This window comes from Streptomyces sp. NRRL S-495, from assembly GCF_000966955.1.
Taxonomy (GTDB): domain Bacteria; phylum Actinomycetota; class Actinomycetes; order Streptomycetales; family Streptomycetaceae; genus Kitasatospora; species Kitasatospora purpeofusca.
Genome location: NZ_JZWY01000641.1, coordinates 1 through 15177 on the forward strand (window position 1 = coordinate 1; position 15177 = coordinate 15177).

Here is a 15177-nt window from a genome sequence, read left to right on the forward strand (position 1 = left end):
GATCACGCCGTAGGCGGCGGACTGCGCGTAGTCCCGGGGCTGCTGGCCGAAGCCGAGCCGGTAGGCCCAGGTGACCAGCAGCTGGGCGTCCGGAGCGCCGTTGGCGCCGAACAGCAGGAAGATGACGGCGAACTGGTTGAACGTCCAGATCACGCCGAGCAGCACGACGGTCGAGGAGACGGTGCGCAGCCCGGGCAGGGTGACGTGGCGGAACCGCTGCCAGGCGGTGGCGCCGTCCATCTCGGCGGCCTCGTACAGCTCGGCCGGGATCGACTGGAGGCCGCCGAGCAGCGAGATCATCATGAACGGCACGCCGACCCAGGTGTTGACCAGGACGGCGGCGGCCTTCTGGGCGAGCGGGTCGTCCAGCCAGCCGGGCTCGGGCAGGTGCAGCGCGGAGAGCAGGCCGTTGACGGCGCCGCCGTCGGCGAGCATCAGCCGCCAGGAGAAGACGGTGACGAAGGTCGGCACGGCCCAGGGCAGGATCAGCAGCATCCGGTAGACGGCGCGGCCGCGGAGCTTCTGGTTGAGCAGCAGGGCGAGGCCGAGGCCGATGGTGTAGTGCAGGCCGACGCAGAGGGCGGTCCAGGCGATGGTCCAGACGAAGTGCGACCAGAAGCGGTCGTAGGAGCCGGGGCCCCAGAGGATGTCGGCGTAGTTGTCGAGGCCGACGAAGTGATAACTCGCCGGGATCTCGTTGACGCCGATCTTCCTGGCCGAGTTGAGGCTGTTGGCGTCGGTGAGGGTGAGCCAGAGTCCCTCGGCGAGCGGGTAGAGCACCAGGACGCCGAGGACGAGCACGACCGGCGCGATCATCGCGTAGGCGTACCAGTGCTTGGCGTACGAGCGCTTGAGGCGCTCCATCAGGCCCGGACCCGGATCGCGCTGCCGGCTGCCCTGGCCGGTGGCGCCCTGCACGGCGACTGACATTTTCGACACCTTCTCGGGGAGGTCCGCCGCCTCGCTTCGGCGACTGCTGCTACGGGTCCGGCCGCCCGGCCCGCCGGGGGTCGGCGGGCCGGACGGCTGCGGGAGATGGACTACTTGGTGAAGCCCGGGAGGAGCTTGGCGTAGTCGGTGGCGACGGTGTTCAGACCGTCCTGGGTCGAGGTGCCCTGGACGACCTTGCCGAGGTTGGTGCCCAGCGAGGCGAACAGCGAGCTGTACTCGGGCAGTTCGGGGCGCGGCTTGGCGCTCGACAGCACGGACTGGAAGCCGGCGATACCGGGGTCGGCCTTGACCTCGGGGGTGAAGGCGTCGTCGCGGGTCGGCAGGGTGGAGTTCTTCTGCGCGATGAACGCCTGGCTCTCGGCCGAGGTCATGAAGGCGGCGAACTTCTCGGCGGCGGCCTTGTGGGCCTGGTCGGCACCGGCGTAGACGGAGATGTTGTGGCCGCCGGTCGGGGCGCCGCCCTTGCCGGCCGAGCCGCCCGGGACGGGGGCGATGCCGAGGTTGGTCTTGTCGGCGAAGGCCGAGCCCTTGTAGATGTTGGTGATCTCCCAGGGGCCCTGGACGATCGCCGCGACCTTGCCGCTGTTGAAGGCGTCCATCATGTGCGCGTAGGCGTCGGTGGTGACGTCGGCCTTGGCGGTGCCGGGCGCGGTGAACAGCGACTTGTAGGTCTCGATCCCCTTGACGGCCTCGGGGCCGGCGACGGTGATCTTCTTGCCCTTGGCGTCGACGGTGTCGGTGCCCTCGCCGAACAGGAACGGCATCGCGTAGTAGCCGTCGGCGGCCTTCAGCCAGAAGCCGTCCACGCCGGCCTTGTCCTTGACGGTGGCGGCGACGGTCTTCAGCTCGTCCCAGGTGGTGGGGGCGGCGGTGATGCCGGCCTTGGCGAAGATCTCCTTGTTGTACAGCAGGCCGAGGGTGTCGGTGACCAGCGGCACGCCGTAGAGCTTGCCCTGGTAGCTCGCCTGCTGGATCAGGCTGGGCTGGAACTTGGCGGAGTCGGCGGCGGCCGGGGTGCCGTCCAGCGGCTCCAGGTAGCCGGCCTTGGCGAAGGCGGCGGTCCAGCCGACCTCGGAACGGAACACGTCCGGCGCGCCCTTGGCCCCCATGGCGGTCTGGAGCTTGTTCTGCGCCTGGTCGAACGGCACGTTGACGAAGTCGACCTTGACGTTCGGGTTGGCCGCCTCGAACTTCTTGACGAGCTCCTGGTAGTTCGGCGCCTCGTTGGTGGCGTTCGAAGTGTCCCAGTAGGTGAGGGTGACCGGCCCGTCGGCCTTGCCGTCCGAGCTGGAGCCGCTGCTGCCACAGGCAGCCATCGAGACCGCGAGGGCCACAACGAGGGCAGAGGCCGCGATGCCACGCCGCATGAGAACTCCTTGGAGGGTGGGGGTGCCCGAAATAGTGGGAGACAGGCGCATAATGGCTGCCTTGCCTCGCGCCGACCGCACCGTTGCTGCCGCCGGGCTCGGGAAGGAAGTTAACAGCGGGGCAACAGTCGCGGAAAGCCCTTGCAGCAAGTTTCTGCAAGAAAAAGCGATCGTTACACCCACGTGTCCTTCACGTTGCCGCACGGTAGTTGACAGGCAAGGGAGTTGTGGCGCTTTGTCCGGTTCGCCCCGGTCGGCAGCTGCCGCCGGGGCCACCCTCCGTGCTGAAAGGCTCTTGCAGCGCCCCCGTCAGCCGGTGGTGCCGAGCCGGAACACCGTGGTCGAACGGAACTCCTCCCCCGGCCGCAGCACGGTGCTCGGGAAGTCCGGGTGGTGCGGGGAGTCCGGGAAGTGCTGGGTCTCCAGCGCGACCCCGGAGAACGGCCCGTACGGCACCCCGCTCGCGCCGCTGACCGCGCCCCGGAAGCCGTTGGCCGTGTAGACCTGGATCCCCGGCTCGGTGGTCAGCACCTCCAGGGTCCGCCCGCTGACCGGGTCCTCCAGCCGCGCGGCCCGGGCCGGGGCACCGTCCGCCGGGCGGGGGCGCAGCACCCAGTTGTGGTCGTAGCCGCCGGGGCCGGTCAGCTGCGGGTGCTCGTCGTGCACCGACTTGCCGATCGGCCGGGCGGAGGTGAAGTCGAACGGCGTGCCGGCCACCGGCTCGATCCGCCCGAACGGGATCTGCCGCCCGTCGGCGGGGGTGTACCCGTCGGCGTCCAGGGTGAGCAGATGGCCTAGGACGTCCCCGGAGCCCTCGCCGCCCAGGTTGAAGTAGGCGTGGTTGGTGAGGTTGACCACGGTCGGCGCGGCGGTCACCGCGTGGTAGCGGATCGCCAGCTCGCCGGAGGCGTCGAGGGTGTAGTCGACGGTGACGTCCAGCGCGCCCGGGAAGCCCTGGTCGCCGTCCGGGCTGTGCAGCCGCAGCCGGACGCCGTCGGGCAGCTCCTCGGCCGCCCACATCCGGTTGGCGAAGCCGTCCGGGCCGCCGTGCAGGGTGACCCCGCCGCCGGTCGGGGCGAGGGGGTGCTCCTCGCCGTCGAGGGCGACCCGGCTGTCGGCGATCCGGTTGGCGTACCGGCCGACCACGGTGCCGTAGTGCCGGGCCGGGCCGAGGATGTCGGCGATCCGGTCGCTGGAGAGCAGCACCTGGCCGGGGCGGCCGTCCCGGTCGGGGCCGACCAGGGTGTGCAGGGTGGCGCCGAGGGTGAGCACACTCGCCTCGTACGGGCCGGCCCGCAGCGTCCACCGCTCGATCGCGGAGCCCGCGCCCGAGGGGTCCAGGGGCTCGCGCCGCACGCTGGTGGTCCGCGACCCGTTCGCCGGGGGCGTCGCCATGACCTGCTCCTCACTGGCGGGCCACGGGGTGCGTGCCCACCCTTGACCGGGGTACCGCCCGGCCCCCGTACGGGCCCGGGTCGGCGTCAAGCCTAGTCAGCTGCGGGGGTGGCCGGGCGCTCATCGGGTCCGCGCGCGCCGCCCGCGCGGCGGCCTGTGCGCCGGCGGCGCCGGGGGTCCGGTCCGCCCCGGCCGGGAACACTCGGGAAGCTCCGGACGCGCCCGGAGCTCCGGAAGCGCCAGGGGCTCCGCCGGGTCCGAACCGTCACGCGGCTCCGGCGCCCACGGCTCCACCGCCCGCTGCTCCGGCGCCAGCCCGAGGGCGGCGGCCAGACCGTCGGGCCCGCTGCCCGCCTTGCGGTAGACCGCGGCCAGCCGCCGGTTGACCAGGCTGAGCGGCAGCGCCAGCCGGTCGGCGATCCGCTGCGGCGGCACACCCCGGACGGCCAGCTCGGCGACGTCCCACTCGGGCTGGCTGAGCGTCTCCCGCACGTCGCCCAGCCGGTTCGGCCGCAGGCCGTAGTTGGCCAGCTCGCGCCGGGCCCGGTCGACCAGTCCGTCCGCGGCGCAGTGCTGGGCCAGCTCGATGCCCTGGTACAGGTACTCCTGGGCGTCCTCCAGCCGGCCGACCCGGCGCAGCGCGGCCCCGAGGTCGACCAGCGCCACGGCGTGCTCGTAGCCGGCCGGCGACTGGCCGAGGTGGGCCACCGCCCGCTCCAGCAGCTCGACCGCCTGCTGGCCGTCCTCGATCTGGGCGTGCAGCCGCAGCGCCGTCCCGATCGCCGAGGCGGTGCCGAACCGCTCCGCGTCGGCGACCGAGCGGCGGGCGTATTCGCGGGCCCGCTCCGGCTCGTCCTCGGCGAGCGCGATGGCCAGGTGCGCGGCCCAGGGCGCCCAGACGGTGTTGTGCCAGCCCCGGATGTCCAGCTGCGCTCCGGCCTCGGTGAGCGCGGCGGCCGCACCGGCGGGCCGGCCGACGGCGAGCAGCAGCTTGCCGTACAGCGAGGCGGCGTCCGGCAGCACCATCGCGGTGGCGTGGTACGGCGGGTGGAAGCCGAAGCCGAGCGCGAGTTCCCAGGCCTCCTGGCTGCGGCCGCGGGCGATCAGGGTGTCGATCAGTACGCCGACCGCGTCCCAGGCCAGCGGCAGCTTGGAGCCGATCCGCTCGGAGAGCCGCAGCGCGCGGCGCAGGAAGTCCTCGGCCTCGGCGAGCAGACCGCGCCGGAACCGGGCGAGGCCCATCAGGAAGTAGGCGAAGCCCCGGTGGGCGCCGGACCAGCCCGCCACCTCGAACTGGACGATGGCGTCCGAGAACAGCCGCTCGGCCTGGGCGATCCGGTCGTTGTAGGTGTAGGAGAGGCCGAGCGTGGCGGGCAGCTCGAAGCCCCAGATGTTGTCGGTCCAGCCGAGACCCTTCGGCAGCCGCCCGTTGTCCAGCACGTCGTCCGCGTGCCGCAGCACCTCGGTCGAGGGCGCGCCGCGCAGGGTGAGGTCCCAGGCCCGCAGCGCCAGCACCGCCCGGTCGGCGGCCTCGCGCCCGGTGAGGCTGTCGCACAGGGCTCCCAGCCGGGCGGAGCGGGCCGGCCCGTCCTCCTCGGACTTGCGGAAGGCGTGCCACATGAACGACGCGGCCTCCAGCCGCAGCCGGCCCGCCGGGTCCCCGAAGGTGTGCTCGGCCTCCTGCTGGCAGACCAGGGCGGCCTGGCGCAGCTCGCCGCTGTGCGCCAGCACCTCGGAGAGCCGGAAGGTGGCGTCCACCCGGAGCGAGGGGCGCAGCGGTCCCTCCTCGGGGTCGAGCGCGAGCTTCAGCTGGTTGACGGTGGCGACCGGGTCGGTCAGCAGCGCCGAGCAGCCCAGCTCGTAGAGCACCTCGGCGCGGTCCTGGTCGTCCGGCGGTTCGGCGAGCGCGCGGTGCAGACAGCGCTGGGCGGCCTCGGGCGCGCCGATCAGCAGGTGTTCGGAGGCGGCCCGGCGGAGTTTGCGCACGGTGCGGTCGTCGCCCTCGCCCGCGAAGGTCTCCACCAGGTGGCGGGAGGCGGCGAGCAGGCCGAGCCCGGCGTTCTCGATCTCGGCGGCGGCCACGCCGTGCATCCCGGTCCGGGTGGCCTCGGGCATGGTGTTGTAGATCGAGCTGGCGATCAGCGGGTGGACGAATTCGAGGTTGCCGTTCGGCGTGACGGTCAGGACCCGCTGCTTGCGCAGTTCCTTGACGGACTCGCGGGCGCCCTCGGTGGACTGGGCGGAGATCCGGGTGGCGAGGTCGGGCCGGATGTCGGTGCCGAGCATCGCGGCGGCCCAGGCGAACCGCAGGGTGGCCGCGCCGAGCCGGTCCAGCCAGGACTTGAGGGTCATCCCGGTGGCGTCGACGGCGAGTTCGCGGAGCTGGAGCGAGTTCTCCTCGACCGGGTCCAGTTCCTGGTCGCGGACCTGGTCGAGCAGGGCGACGGCCTCGAACGGATTGCCGTTGACGACGTTCCAGAACTCGTAGCAGAAGGCGTCCTCGGCCCGGTCGCCCAGCTCGGCGCGGATGATGTCGGTGACGGCGACCAGCGAGAGCCGGCTCAGCTCGTGCCGGCGGGTGGCCAGCGAGGCGACGGCGCGGTGGTGGTCCTGGGACTCCTGCTGCCAGTCGGCGGTGTCGTCGCGGTAGGCGAACACCAGCAGCACCGGCAGTTCGCGCGCCCGGACGGCGAACTGCGCCAGCCAGCTGAGGGATTCGAGGTCGGCCCAGTGCAGGTCGTCGACGAGCATCACCAGCGGGGCGCGGCGCGGGGCGAGCTGGGTGAGGACGAAGTCCAGGCCGTCCCGGACACCCTGCGGGTCGAGCCGGCGGGCGCCCTTCTTGGGCTGCTTGAGGCCCATGGCCGGCCCGACGACCTCCTCCCAAGTGCCCATCACCTGGCGGAACTCGCCGGCGCCGAGGCCGCCGAGCACCGGCTGGAGGAGCTGGCGCAGCACGTGGTACGGCTCGTTGAACTGGCGCTCGCCGCCGCGGGCGAACAGCACGGTGGCATTGGGGCGAAGCTTGGCGATCCGGCGGACCTCGTGCAGCAGGCTGGTCTTGCCGATGCCGGGGCGGCCGGAGAAGGTGAGGAGTTCGCCGATCTCGGTGCCGCCGGCCGCCGCGGCAGAGTTTGTCCACCGCCGCCTCGGCGGAACGGAGTTCGGCGTCACGGTCACGCAACCTGACCCGGTTGGGGGCGCCTTCCGCCTCCCGCGCGCCGGTCGTCGCCTCCGCCCGGAATTCGCTGTCCCGCTCGGTCACCGTCGCGCCTCCGCCTCGCTGTTCCCTGCCCGTGGAGCCGAGGGTAGCGCCGCCGGGGGCGTGGTGGAGCGCATTCACGCAGGCGGGGGCCGAGATCGAGGGTTCGGCGAGCTTGCCGAGGGCAATTGCCCTATATCCCTAACGTCGGATCATTGCATCGGATACTCTACGGCCCGCAGGCCAAGTTGATCATGTCGTGCCAATCCGTCACCAACCGGCCGCGCAACCCCAACTCCCCCACTGACAGCAGCAATACCTTAAGCGCCCCCACCCTCCGCAGCTCCGGGAGTCCGATGTCTGACGACACCTCACTTCAGATTCCGTTCCCGTACCGCCGCAGTGCCCACGGGCCGTACGCCACCGAACTGCACCGCGCCTGGCTCACCCGCCACCCGCTGCTGGCCGACCCGACCCACCCGTCCTACGCGCACTGGGAGGTCGTCGACCTCGCCGCGCTCGGCTACCCCGACGCCGGGCCGGACGAACTGGCCCTGGCCGCCGACCTCATGGGCTTCTACTTCCTCTTCGACGACCAGTTCGACGGCCCGCTCGGCCGCCGCCCCGCCGAGGTCGCCCCCATCTGCGACCGGCTGGTGGCCGTCCTGCACGGCGCCCGGCCCGACCGGAACTCCCCCGTGGAGACCGCGTTCGCCGACCTCTGGGAGCGCAGCGTCCAGGGCATGCCGGCCCGCTGGCAGGCGCGCGCCGCGTACAACTGGGAGTACTACCTGGCCAGCCACCCCGCGGAGGCGGCCGGCCGGATAAGTCCGCGCCCACCCGACCGGGCCGGCTATCAGGTACTGCGGCGCGGCACCGCCGCGATGGAGACCATCTTCGACATGGTCGAGCGACTCGGCCACTTCGAGGTCCCGCCGGCCGTCCTGCACCACCCGGTGCTGCGTCAGATCCGCCAGCTCGCCGCCGACATCCCCTCGCTCACCAACGACGTCCGGTCGTTCCCGCTGGAGGCTCCGCGCGGCGACGTCAACAACCTGGTGATGATCGTCCAGCGGGAGCGGGACTGCTCGGCCGAGTCGGCCTGCGCGGTGGTGATGGCCGAGGCCCAGCTGATGGCCGAGCGCTGCCGCGAGCTGTACGAGCGGCTCCCCGACGTGTACCGGGAGCTGGGGCTGGCCCGGGTCGAGCGGATCGTCGCCCAGCGCTACGCCGACGGCCTGGTCACCTGGCTGGCCGGCTACCTGAGCTGGGAGCGCCGCACGGGCCGCTACCAGGAGGCCTGACTGCAAGTCGCTCGCTCGCCTCCGGGGCGCTCTCGTCCGGCGCCGAAGCTCGGCGGCCGGAATGCGCCACCCTCCGTGGACGGGCGCCGTACGGACCGTAGCCGAACCGGCCGCCCGCCGGTTAGGGTGCTGCTCGGCGGGCGCCCCCCGGAGCGGGGCACGCCCGACCCGCGTGTGTGTCCGTACCCTCCGCCGGGCCGCCCTGCACGGCCCGGCGCGCCGCCCGGCCCACGCGCCGGTGCGGCGCCCCGACAGCGCGAGGAGGCACCAGAGCATGCCGGTCTACCAGCCCCCCGGACAGCCCGGATCCATCGTCGAGTACCGCCCCCGCTACGAGCACTGGATCGGCGGCCGATGGACCCCACCGGTCCTCGGCCAGTACTTCGAGAACCCCAGCCCGGTCACCGGCGAGGTCTTCACGGAGGTCGCCCGCGGCACCGCCGAGGACATCGAGGCCGCCCTCGACGCCGCCCACGCCGCCGCCCCGGCCTGGGGCCGCACCGCGCCCGCCGAACGCGCCCAGGTCCTGCTGCGGATCGCCGACCGGATCGAGCAGAACCTCGAACGGCTCGCCGTCGCGGAGAGCTGGGAGAACGGCAAGCCGGTCCGCGAGACCCTGGGCGCCGACCTGCCGCTCGCGGTCGACCACCTGCGCTACTTCGCCGGCGCGCTGCGCGCCCAGGAGGGCGGCCTCTCCCAACTGGACGAGGACACGGTGGCGTACCACTTCCACGAGCCGCTGGGCGTGGTCGGCCAGATCATCCCGTGGAACTTCCCGATCCTGATGGCGGTCTGGAAGCTCGCCCCGGCCCTCGCGGCGGGCAACGCGGTCGTACTGAAGCCCGCCGAGCAGACCCCGGCCTCCGTCCTGCTGCTGGTCGAACTGACCGCCGACCTGCTGCCGCCGGGCGTGCTCAACGTGGTCAACGGCTACGGCCTGGAGGCCGGCCGCCCGCTGGCCTCCAGCGACCGGATCCGGAAGATCGCCTTCACCGGCGAGACCACCACCGGCCGACTGATCGCGCAGTACGCCAGCGGCAACCTCATTCCGGTCTCGCTGGAGCTGGGCGGCAAGAGCCCCAACCTGTTCTTCGCCGACGTCGCCGCCGAGCGGGACGCCTTCTACGACAAGACGGTCGAGGGCTTCGCGATGTTCGCCCTCAACCAGGGCGAGGTCTGCACCTGTCCGAGCCGGGCGCTGATCGAGTCCTCGATCTACGACCGGCTGCTCGCGGACGGCCTGGAGCGGGTCCGTTCGATGCGCCAGGGCAACCCGCTCGACACCGAGACCCAGGTCGGCGCGCAGGCCAGTGACGAGCAGCTGCGCAAGGTCCTCTCCTACATCGAGATCGGCCAGGCCGAGGGCGCCAAGGTGCTGGCCGGCGGCGAGCGGGCCGACCTCGGGGGCGCGCTGGCCGGCGGCTACTACGTGACGCCGACCGTCTTCGAGGGCGTCAACGGGATGCGGATCTTCCAAGAGGAGATCTTCGGCCCGGTCGTCGCGGTCACCCGCTTCGAGGACTTCGACGACGCGATAGCGCTCGCCAACGACACCCAGTACGGCCTCGGCGCCGGCGTCTGGACCCGCAACGGCACCACCGCCCACCGGGCGGGCCGCGCCATCCAGGCGGGCCGGGTGTGGACCAACTGCTTCCACGCCTATCCGGCCCACGCCGCCTTCGGCGGCTACAAGAACTCGGGCATCGGCCGGGAGAACCACAAGGCCCTCCTGGAGCACTACCAGCAGACCAAGAACCTCCTGGTCAGCTACTCCCCGCAGGCCCTGGGCCTGTTCTGACCGACCGGCCCCCGCACTGCCGACGGGGCCGGAACGCGGAGTGGGAAGTCGGTCCGGCCGACTTCCCACTCCGTACGCCACTCCCCGTGGCCCGGTCTCGGGGACCCCTGAGGGCAAATCACCCGTATCGGGATGTAAGCACATGAATCACCGGAAATCTCCGACGCGCCGCCGACATGCGCGGCGAGTCCCGTCCGACGCCCTAAACAGGAGTCCCCATCGCTTCGACTCCTGGGAGACCGGATGGCCATCGCCACCGCCAAACTGACCGACCCGACCGTGCGCGCCGCCGTCACCGCGATCAACGCGGGCGACCGGCAGGCCTTCGTCGACCTGCTGACCCCCGACGCCACGATGTCCGACGACGGCTCCGACCGCGACCTCCAGGACTGGATCGACCGGGAGATCTTCACCGTGCGCGGCCATATGGAGGTCCGCTCCGAGTCCGACGGCGGCCGGGCACTGGTCGCCGACTTCCGCAACGAGACCTGGGGCGAGATGCGCACCGCCTGGCGCTTCACCGTCGAGCACGGCCGGATCGGCCGCTTCGAGACCGGCCAGGCCTGACCCCCGGCGCCAGGTCACCGGGGACGGCCGGGGCGGGTCAGGACACCCCGAGCGTCAGGACACCCCGAGCGACTCCCGCACCGCCCGGATCAGCGCGCGGGAGCGGACGTCCCCGGTGACCCCGGGCTGCATGCCGTTGGTGACGTAGCCGAAGCCGATCCCGAGTCCGGGATCGGCGAAGCCCAGCGAACCGCCCCGGCCGGGGTGCCCGAAGCTGGCCGGCGAGGCCATCAGCGCGGTCGGGCTGTGCCGGAAGAAGCCCAGCCCGAAGGTCGAGTTGACGATCAGCACCCGGTCCGGGCCGCTCACCACCGGCCCGACCGCGCGGGCCAGCACCTCCGGGCCGAGCAGCGGCGGCAGCGTCCCGCCGCCGCTGCCGTACCGGTCCGCCGCGCCGACCAGCGCCGCGTAGAACCGCGCCACCGAGCGCGCGGTGCCGATCCCGCCCGCGCCGGGGATCTCGGCGGCCTGCACCGCCGGGTCGTTGAGGTCCACCCCCGGGCGCACCGAGGCGAAGGCCCGCGCGGTCAGCGAGGCCGGGTCCTGGTAGGCGTCCCGGACCGACTGCTTGGGCCGCAGCCGCAGGCCGCTCGGCCCGGTCCTGGCCGAGGCCGGCGCGGGCAGGTCGACCAGCCGGCCGACCCGGGGCGCGGCGCCGGACGGCAGCCCGATCCACAGGTCGAGGCCGAGCGGCCGGGCGATCTCCTCGGCGAAGTACTGGCCGACGGTCCGTCCGGCGACCCGGCGCACCACCTCGCCGACCAGCCAGCCGAAGGTGTACGGGTGGTAGCCGTGCGCGGTCCCCGGCTCCCAGGCGGGCCGCTGGGCGGCCACCGCGGCCGCCGCCCGCTCCCAGGTGAGCACGTCCTCCAGCCGCAGCGGCACGTCCAGCGCGGGCACGCCCGCCTGGTGCGACAGCAGCCAGCGCACCGGCACCCCGCCCTTGCCGGCCGCCGCGAACTCCGGCCAGTAGGAGGCGACCGGGGCGTCCAGGTCGAGCTGTCCGCGCTCGGCGAGCAGCAGCGCGGTGGTCGCCGTCAGGCCCTTGGTGACCGAGCGCAGCACCTGCGCGGTGTCGGCCGTCCACGGCACCGCCGGCGCCGGCCGGCCGCCGACCTCCGGCCGGGCGTCGCCGCCCCACAGGTCGACCACCTTCCGGCCCCGTACGTACAGCGCGAACGCCGCGCCGAGCTCGCCGTGGTCCCGGAAGTTGCGGGCGAATGCCTCCCGAACCGGCTCGAAGCCCCCGGCCGTCTCGCCCCAGATCTCCACCACCGCGCGCCGTCCCCGTCCTCGTCGGTCGTTCGTACGTCCATCGTTCGTGTGTCCGTGAATCGCCCGGAAACCCTAACCTGTCGGTCATGACCTCACCTTCCGAAGAGCTGCTGGACGTCGTCGACGAGCACGACCGGGTGATCGGGACCGAGACACGCGGGGAGGTGTACCGGCGGGGGCTGCTGCACCGGTGCGTCTTCGTCCTGGTCCGCGACCCGGCCGGGCGGATCTTCGTGCACCGGCGCACCGACACCAAGCTGTTCGCCCCGGGCGCCCACGACATGTTCGTCGGCGGCGTGGTGGGCGCCGGCGAGACGTACGAGGAAGCCGCCGTCCGGGAGGCCGAGGAGGAGCTGGGCGTGACCGGGATCGTCCCGCGCCCGCTGTTCCGCTTCGTCTTCCGGGGCGACGGCCTCTCCTGGTGGTCCGATGTGCACGAGGCCGAGTGGGACGGCCCGGTGGACCCGCAGGAGTCCGAGGTGGCCTGGCACGCCTGGCTGACCCCGGACGAGCTGGCCGAACGCCTGGCCCGGGACGAGTTCGTCCCGGACGGCCTCGAGGCGTACCGCCGCTACCTGGAGCACCACCGGCCCTGACCGCGCCTGACCCGGGCCGATAGGGTGGCGCGCATGGCATCCCGCACGCCGTCGGCCCCCTCCTCCGCGCCCGCGCGCGGCGACCGTCCGGAGCGCGCCGGGCGGTCCGCGCGGACCGGCACACCGGAACCGGCGGGCGAGGTGGTCGAGGTGGGCAGAGCGGTCGGGGCGGTCGGAGCGGATAAGGCCGGGGCGGGAAAGACCGGGGCGGGCAAGGCCGGGCGGCCGCGCCGGCGGCTGAGCGTCGACGAGCGGCGTGAGCAGCTGATCGCCGTCGCGCTGGAGCTGTTCAGCCACCGCCCGCCGGAGGAGGTGTCGATCGACGACATCGCCGCCGCCGCGGGCGCCTCCCGGCCGCTGGTCTACCACTACTTCCCGGGCAAGCAGGCGATCTACGAGGAGTCGCTGCGGCGGGCCGGCCAGGAGCTGTCCGCCCGGTTCGAGGAGCCGGCCGACGGCCCGCTGTCCGAGCGGCTGTACCGGGTGATGGGCCGCTACCTGGACTTCGTGCAGAGCCACGGCCCCGGCTTCGCCGCACTGCTGCGCGGCGGCTCGGTGACCGCCAGCACCAACACCTCGGCGGTGATCGACGAGGTCCGCAAGGCCGCGCACGAGCAGATCCTCGGCCACCTGGCGCTCCCCTCGCCCAGCCCGGGACTGCGGCTGACCGTCCGGGCCTGGATCGCCAACGCCGAGATCACCTCGCTGGAGTGGCTGGCCGACCGCTCGGTGCCGCTGGAGGAGCTGCAGCTGCACCTGGTGCAGGAGTTCGTCGCCTCGCTCACCCTGACCGCCGCCCGGGAGCCCGCGCTCGCCGCCGAGCTGGCCGGCTTCTTCGCCGGGGAGCGGCCGGACGGCCCGACCGGGAAGCTGGTCCGCGACCTCGCGGGCCTGCTCGCCGTCCCCGGCCTGGCCGACACCCTGGCCGTCCTGGCCGTCCCGCCCGCGCCGGAGGAGCCCCGGGAGCAGGTCTGAACGCGGGCCGCACCGCGGGCGGCCGGTTCTGCCGCGTCGGCGGCCTCTGATAGGAATGTGCACGGATCCGACGGCCCGCCGGGCACCCCTCGGGCCGGGATCCGGACCAGCGAACGCACAGCGAGCAGAGCGGGGGGCTCAACAGTTGACCCAGGACGGCCAGTTCAGCGCGGAGGCGACTCCCTTCGCGGCGGCGGAGCGGGTCTCCGCGACGCTCGGCAGCCTCACCGACGCGCTCTTCGACGCCCGCGCCTCGCGCCACCCCGCAGCCGTGCTGACGGAGCTGCGGTCCACCGCGCACCCGGCCACCGAGGCCCTGTTCCAGCTGCCGCTGGCGCCCAACGGCCCGGTGCACACCGCCGTCGGCCGGCTCGGCACCGTGGTCACCGCCGGCACCGCCCGCCCCGGCAGCGGTGCCGCGCTCGCCCCGCTGGCGATCGGCGGGCTGCTGGCCCGCTACGGCGCCACCGGCCCGGTCCGGGGCGCGGCGGGCGGCTCCCCGGAGGCCCTCACCGCCGGGCACTTCGACCTCCCGGTGACCGGCGAGCCCGCCGATCCCAAGCTCCGCCCCGCGTTCGCCGCGCCGCTGGCCGCCCTCGCGGCCGGGCAGCAGACCCGGCAGCCGGTCGAGCTGCCGACCGGCGCGGGAGCCGAGGTCCGACTGGTGGTCCCGCCCGGCTTCCACGCCCTCACCGCGCCCGGCGGCCCGCCCGGGGTCTCCGCCCGCACGGTGTCCACCGGCCCCGTGGACGGCATCCCGGCCGGCCTCGGGATCGCCCCGGCCACCGGCGCGGCCGCCGCCGAGCTGACGGCCCACCTGGCCGAGACCGCCGAGGAGCTGTTCAGCGGCACCGCCCCGGCCGACCGCCGCGAGTTCGCGCTGATCGCCGCCGCCCTGGCCGATGTCGTCACCGCCTCCGGTGCCGTCTACGCGGGCGTCGCGGCGGTCCAGGTGGACGGCAGGGCGGCCGACGCGACACTGGTCGTCTCGCTGGCCCGCCACCCGCTGCCGATCACCGGCCTGGCCACCGAGCTCGCCACCGTGCGGCGGCACGCCGAGGTGTGGACGGTGCTGCTGCCCGCCGGCCCGGCGGCCGTCCTGGTCGAGGGCCGCAGTGTGCCCGTCCCGGGCCCGCTGGCCGCCGACGGGGTGCGCCGCTGGGCGGTCACCTCGGTGGTCGAGGCGTTCGTCCCGCTGCCGGACGGCGCCTCGGTGCTCTGCGTCCAGCTGACCACCGCCCAGCCGCAGGACTGGGAGCTGTACACGGACGTCTTCGCCGAGCTCTTGAAGTCCGTGCAGTTCGGCTGGGACGGCGTCCCCGCCGCTCCGACCGCGCCGCTCCCCTCAGCCCAGCTGCCCGCCGCCACCGTGCTCCTCGTCCCGGCCGCCGAACCGGCGCCGGTCGCGCACCCGGCGGCGCACCAGGCCCCCGTCCCGGCTCCGCCGATGCCCGCCGCGGCCCCGGCGGCGCCTCCGACGCCTCCCGTCACCGACCTGCCGCCCGTCACCGACCTGCCCCGGGTCGCCGCCGCCGGGCCCGGCTCCGCCGCCGAGGACGAGGCCGCCGAACTCCCGGTGCACCTGCGCGGCACCCCGGTCCGCGTCCCTCCGGCCGACTTCAACCCCTTCGCCCCGGTCGCCGACCCGACCCCGGCGCAGCCGATCCTGATCCCCGAGGACGCGCCCGCCACGCCCGCCACGCCCAAGGGCACGCCCGTGACGGTGCCGCCCCCGGACTTCGACCCG

Annotated in this window: 10 protein-coding genes and 1 pseudogene; 6 read left to right on the forward strand and 5 right to left on the reverse strand. The window is 73.9% G+C overall.

All coding sequences use genetic code 11. From position 1 onward, the window contains the following. From VR45_RS29595 to VR45_RS29610, 4 genes are all read right to left on the reverse strand, one after another. On the reverse strand, positions 1-930 hold a 930-nt coding region (locus VR45_RS29595), incomplete at its 3' end, for a sugar ABC transporter permease (RefSeq protein WP_045942936.1). 110 nt (positions 931-1040) lie between these two features. After that, complete coding sequence (locus tag VR45_RS29600; protein WP_045942937.1) at positions 1041-2318, reverse strand: extracellular solute-binding protein; 1278 nt, start codon at positions 2316-2318, stop codon at positions 1041-1043. Positions 2319-2627: 309 nt separating this feature from the next. Continuing rightward, on the reverse strand, positions 2628-3713 hold the full coding sequence (locus VR45_RS29605) for an aldose epimerase family protein (protein WP_045942938.1): 1086 nt from the start codon (positions 3711-3713) through the stop codon (positions 2628-2630). Positions 3714-3833: 120 nt separating this feature from the next. Then, entirely contained in the window at positions 3834-6887 is a 3054-nt protein-coding gene (locus VR45_RS29610) for an AAA family ATPase (RefSeq protein ID WP_234326298.1), read from the reverse strand. Positions 6888-7271: 384 nt separating this feature from the next. On the opposite strand from VR45_RS29610, the gene VR45_RS29615 reads away from it, so the two are divergent. From VR45_RS29615 to VR45_RS29625, 3 genes are all read left to right on the forward strand, one after another. Continuing rightward, positions 7272-8219 carry a hypothetical protein gene (locus VR45_RS29615; protein ID WP_052709474.1) on the forward strand — a complete coding sequence of 316 codons (948 nt, stop codon included), beginning with the start codon at positions 7272-7274 and terminating at the stop codon, positions 8217-8219. A gap of 274 nt (positions 8220-8493) precedes the next feature. After that, positions 8494-10017, forward strand: a complete 1524-nt coding sequence (locus tag VR45_RS29620) for an aldehyde dehydrogenase family protein (RefSeq protein ID WP_045942939.1) — start codon at positions 8494-8496, stop codon at positions 10015-10017. Between the two features lie 243 nt (positions 10018-10260). Beyond that, the gene (locus tag VR45_RS29625; RefSeq protein WP_045942940.1) at positions 10261-10584 is read left to right on the forward strand and encodes a hypothetical protein; all 324 of its coding nucleotides are present in this window, start codon (positions 10261-10263) and stop codon (positions 10582-10584) included. Positions 10585-10638: 54 nt separating this feature from the next. Here VR45_RS29625 and VR45_RS29630 read toward each other — a convergent pair whose 3' ends face one another. Beyond that, positions 10639-11859: a serine hydrolase domain-containing protein gene (locus VR45_RS29630; protein ID WP_045942941.1), complete on the reverse strand. Its 1221-nt coding sequence runs from the start codon at positions 11857-11859 to the stop codon at positions 10639-10641. Positions 11860-11945: 86 nt separating this feature from the next. On the opposite strand from VR45_RS29630, the gene VR45_RS29635 reads away from it, so the two are divergent. The 3 genes and pseudogenes from VR45_RS29635 to VR45_RS29645 form a co-directional block, all read left to right on the forward strand. After that, positions 11946-12455 (forward strand): NUDIX domain-containing protein, encoded by a 510-nt coding sequence (locus tag VR45_RS29635; RefSeq protein ID WP_045942942.1) that lies wholly within the window; start codon positions 11946-11948, stop codon positions 12453-12455. A gap of 237 nt (positions 12456-12692) precedes the next feature. Further along, positions 12693-13430, forward strand: coding sequence for a TetR/AcrR family transcriptional regulator (locus VR45_RS29640; protein ID WP_078896942.1), 738 nt, complete (start codon positions 12693-12695; stop codon positions 13428-13430). Positions 13431-13575: 145 nt separating this feature from the next. Then, a pseudogene (locus tag VR45_RS29645) lies at positions 13576-15177 on the forward strand (hypothetical protein); the annotation flags it as partial.

Coding starts and splice junctions, on each gene's coding strand:
- VR45_RS29620 (WP_045942939.1), top strand. CDS start 8,494: ATGCCGGTCTACCAGCCCCCCGGACAGCCCGGATCCATCGTCGAGTAC.
- VR45_RS29600 (WP_045942937.1), bottom strand. CDS start 2,318: ATGCGGCGTGGCATCGCGGCCTCTGCCCTCGTTGTGGCCCTCGCGGTC.
- VR45_RS29605 (WP_045942938.1), bottom strand. CDS start 3,713: ATGGCGACGCCCCCGGCGAACGGGTCGCGGACCACCAGCGTGCGGCGC.
- VR45_RS29625 (WP_045942940.1), top strand. CDS start 10,261: ATGGCCATCGCCACCGCCAAACTGACCGACCCGACCGTGCGCGCCGCC.
- VR45_RS29615 (WP_052709474.1), top strand. CDS start 7,272: ATGTCTGACGACACCTCACTTCAGATTCCGTTCCCGTACCGCCGCAGT.
- VR45_RS29635 (WP_045942942.1), top strand. CDS start 11,946: ATGACCTCACCTTCCGAAGAGCTGCTGGACGTCGTCGACGAGCACGAC.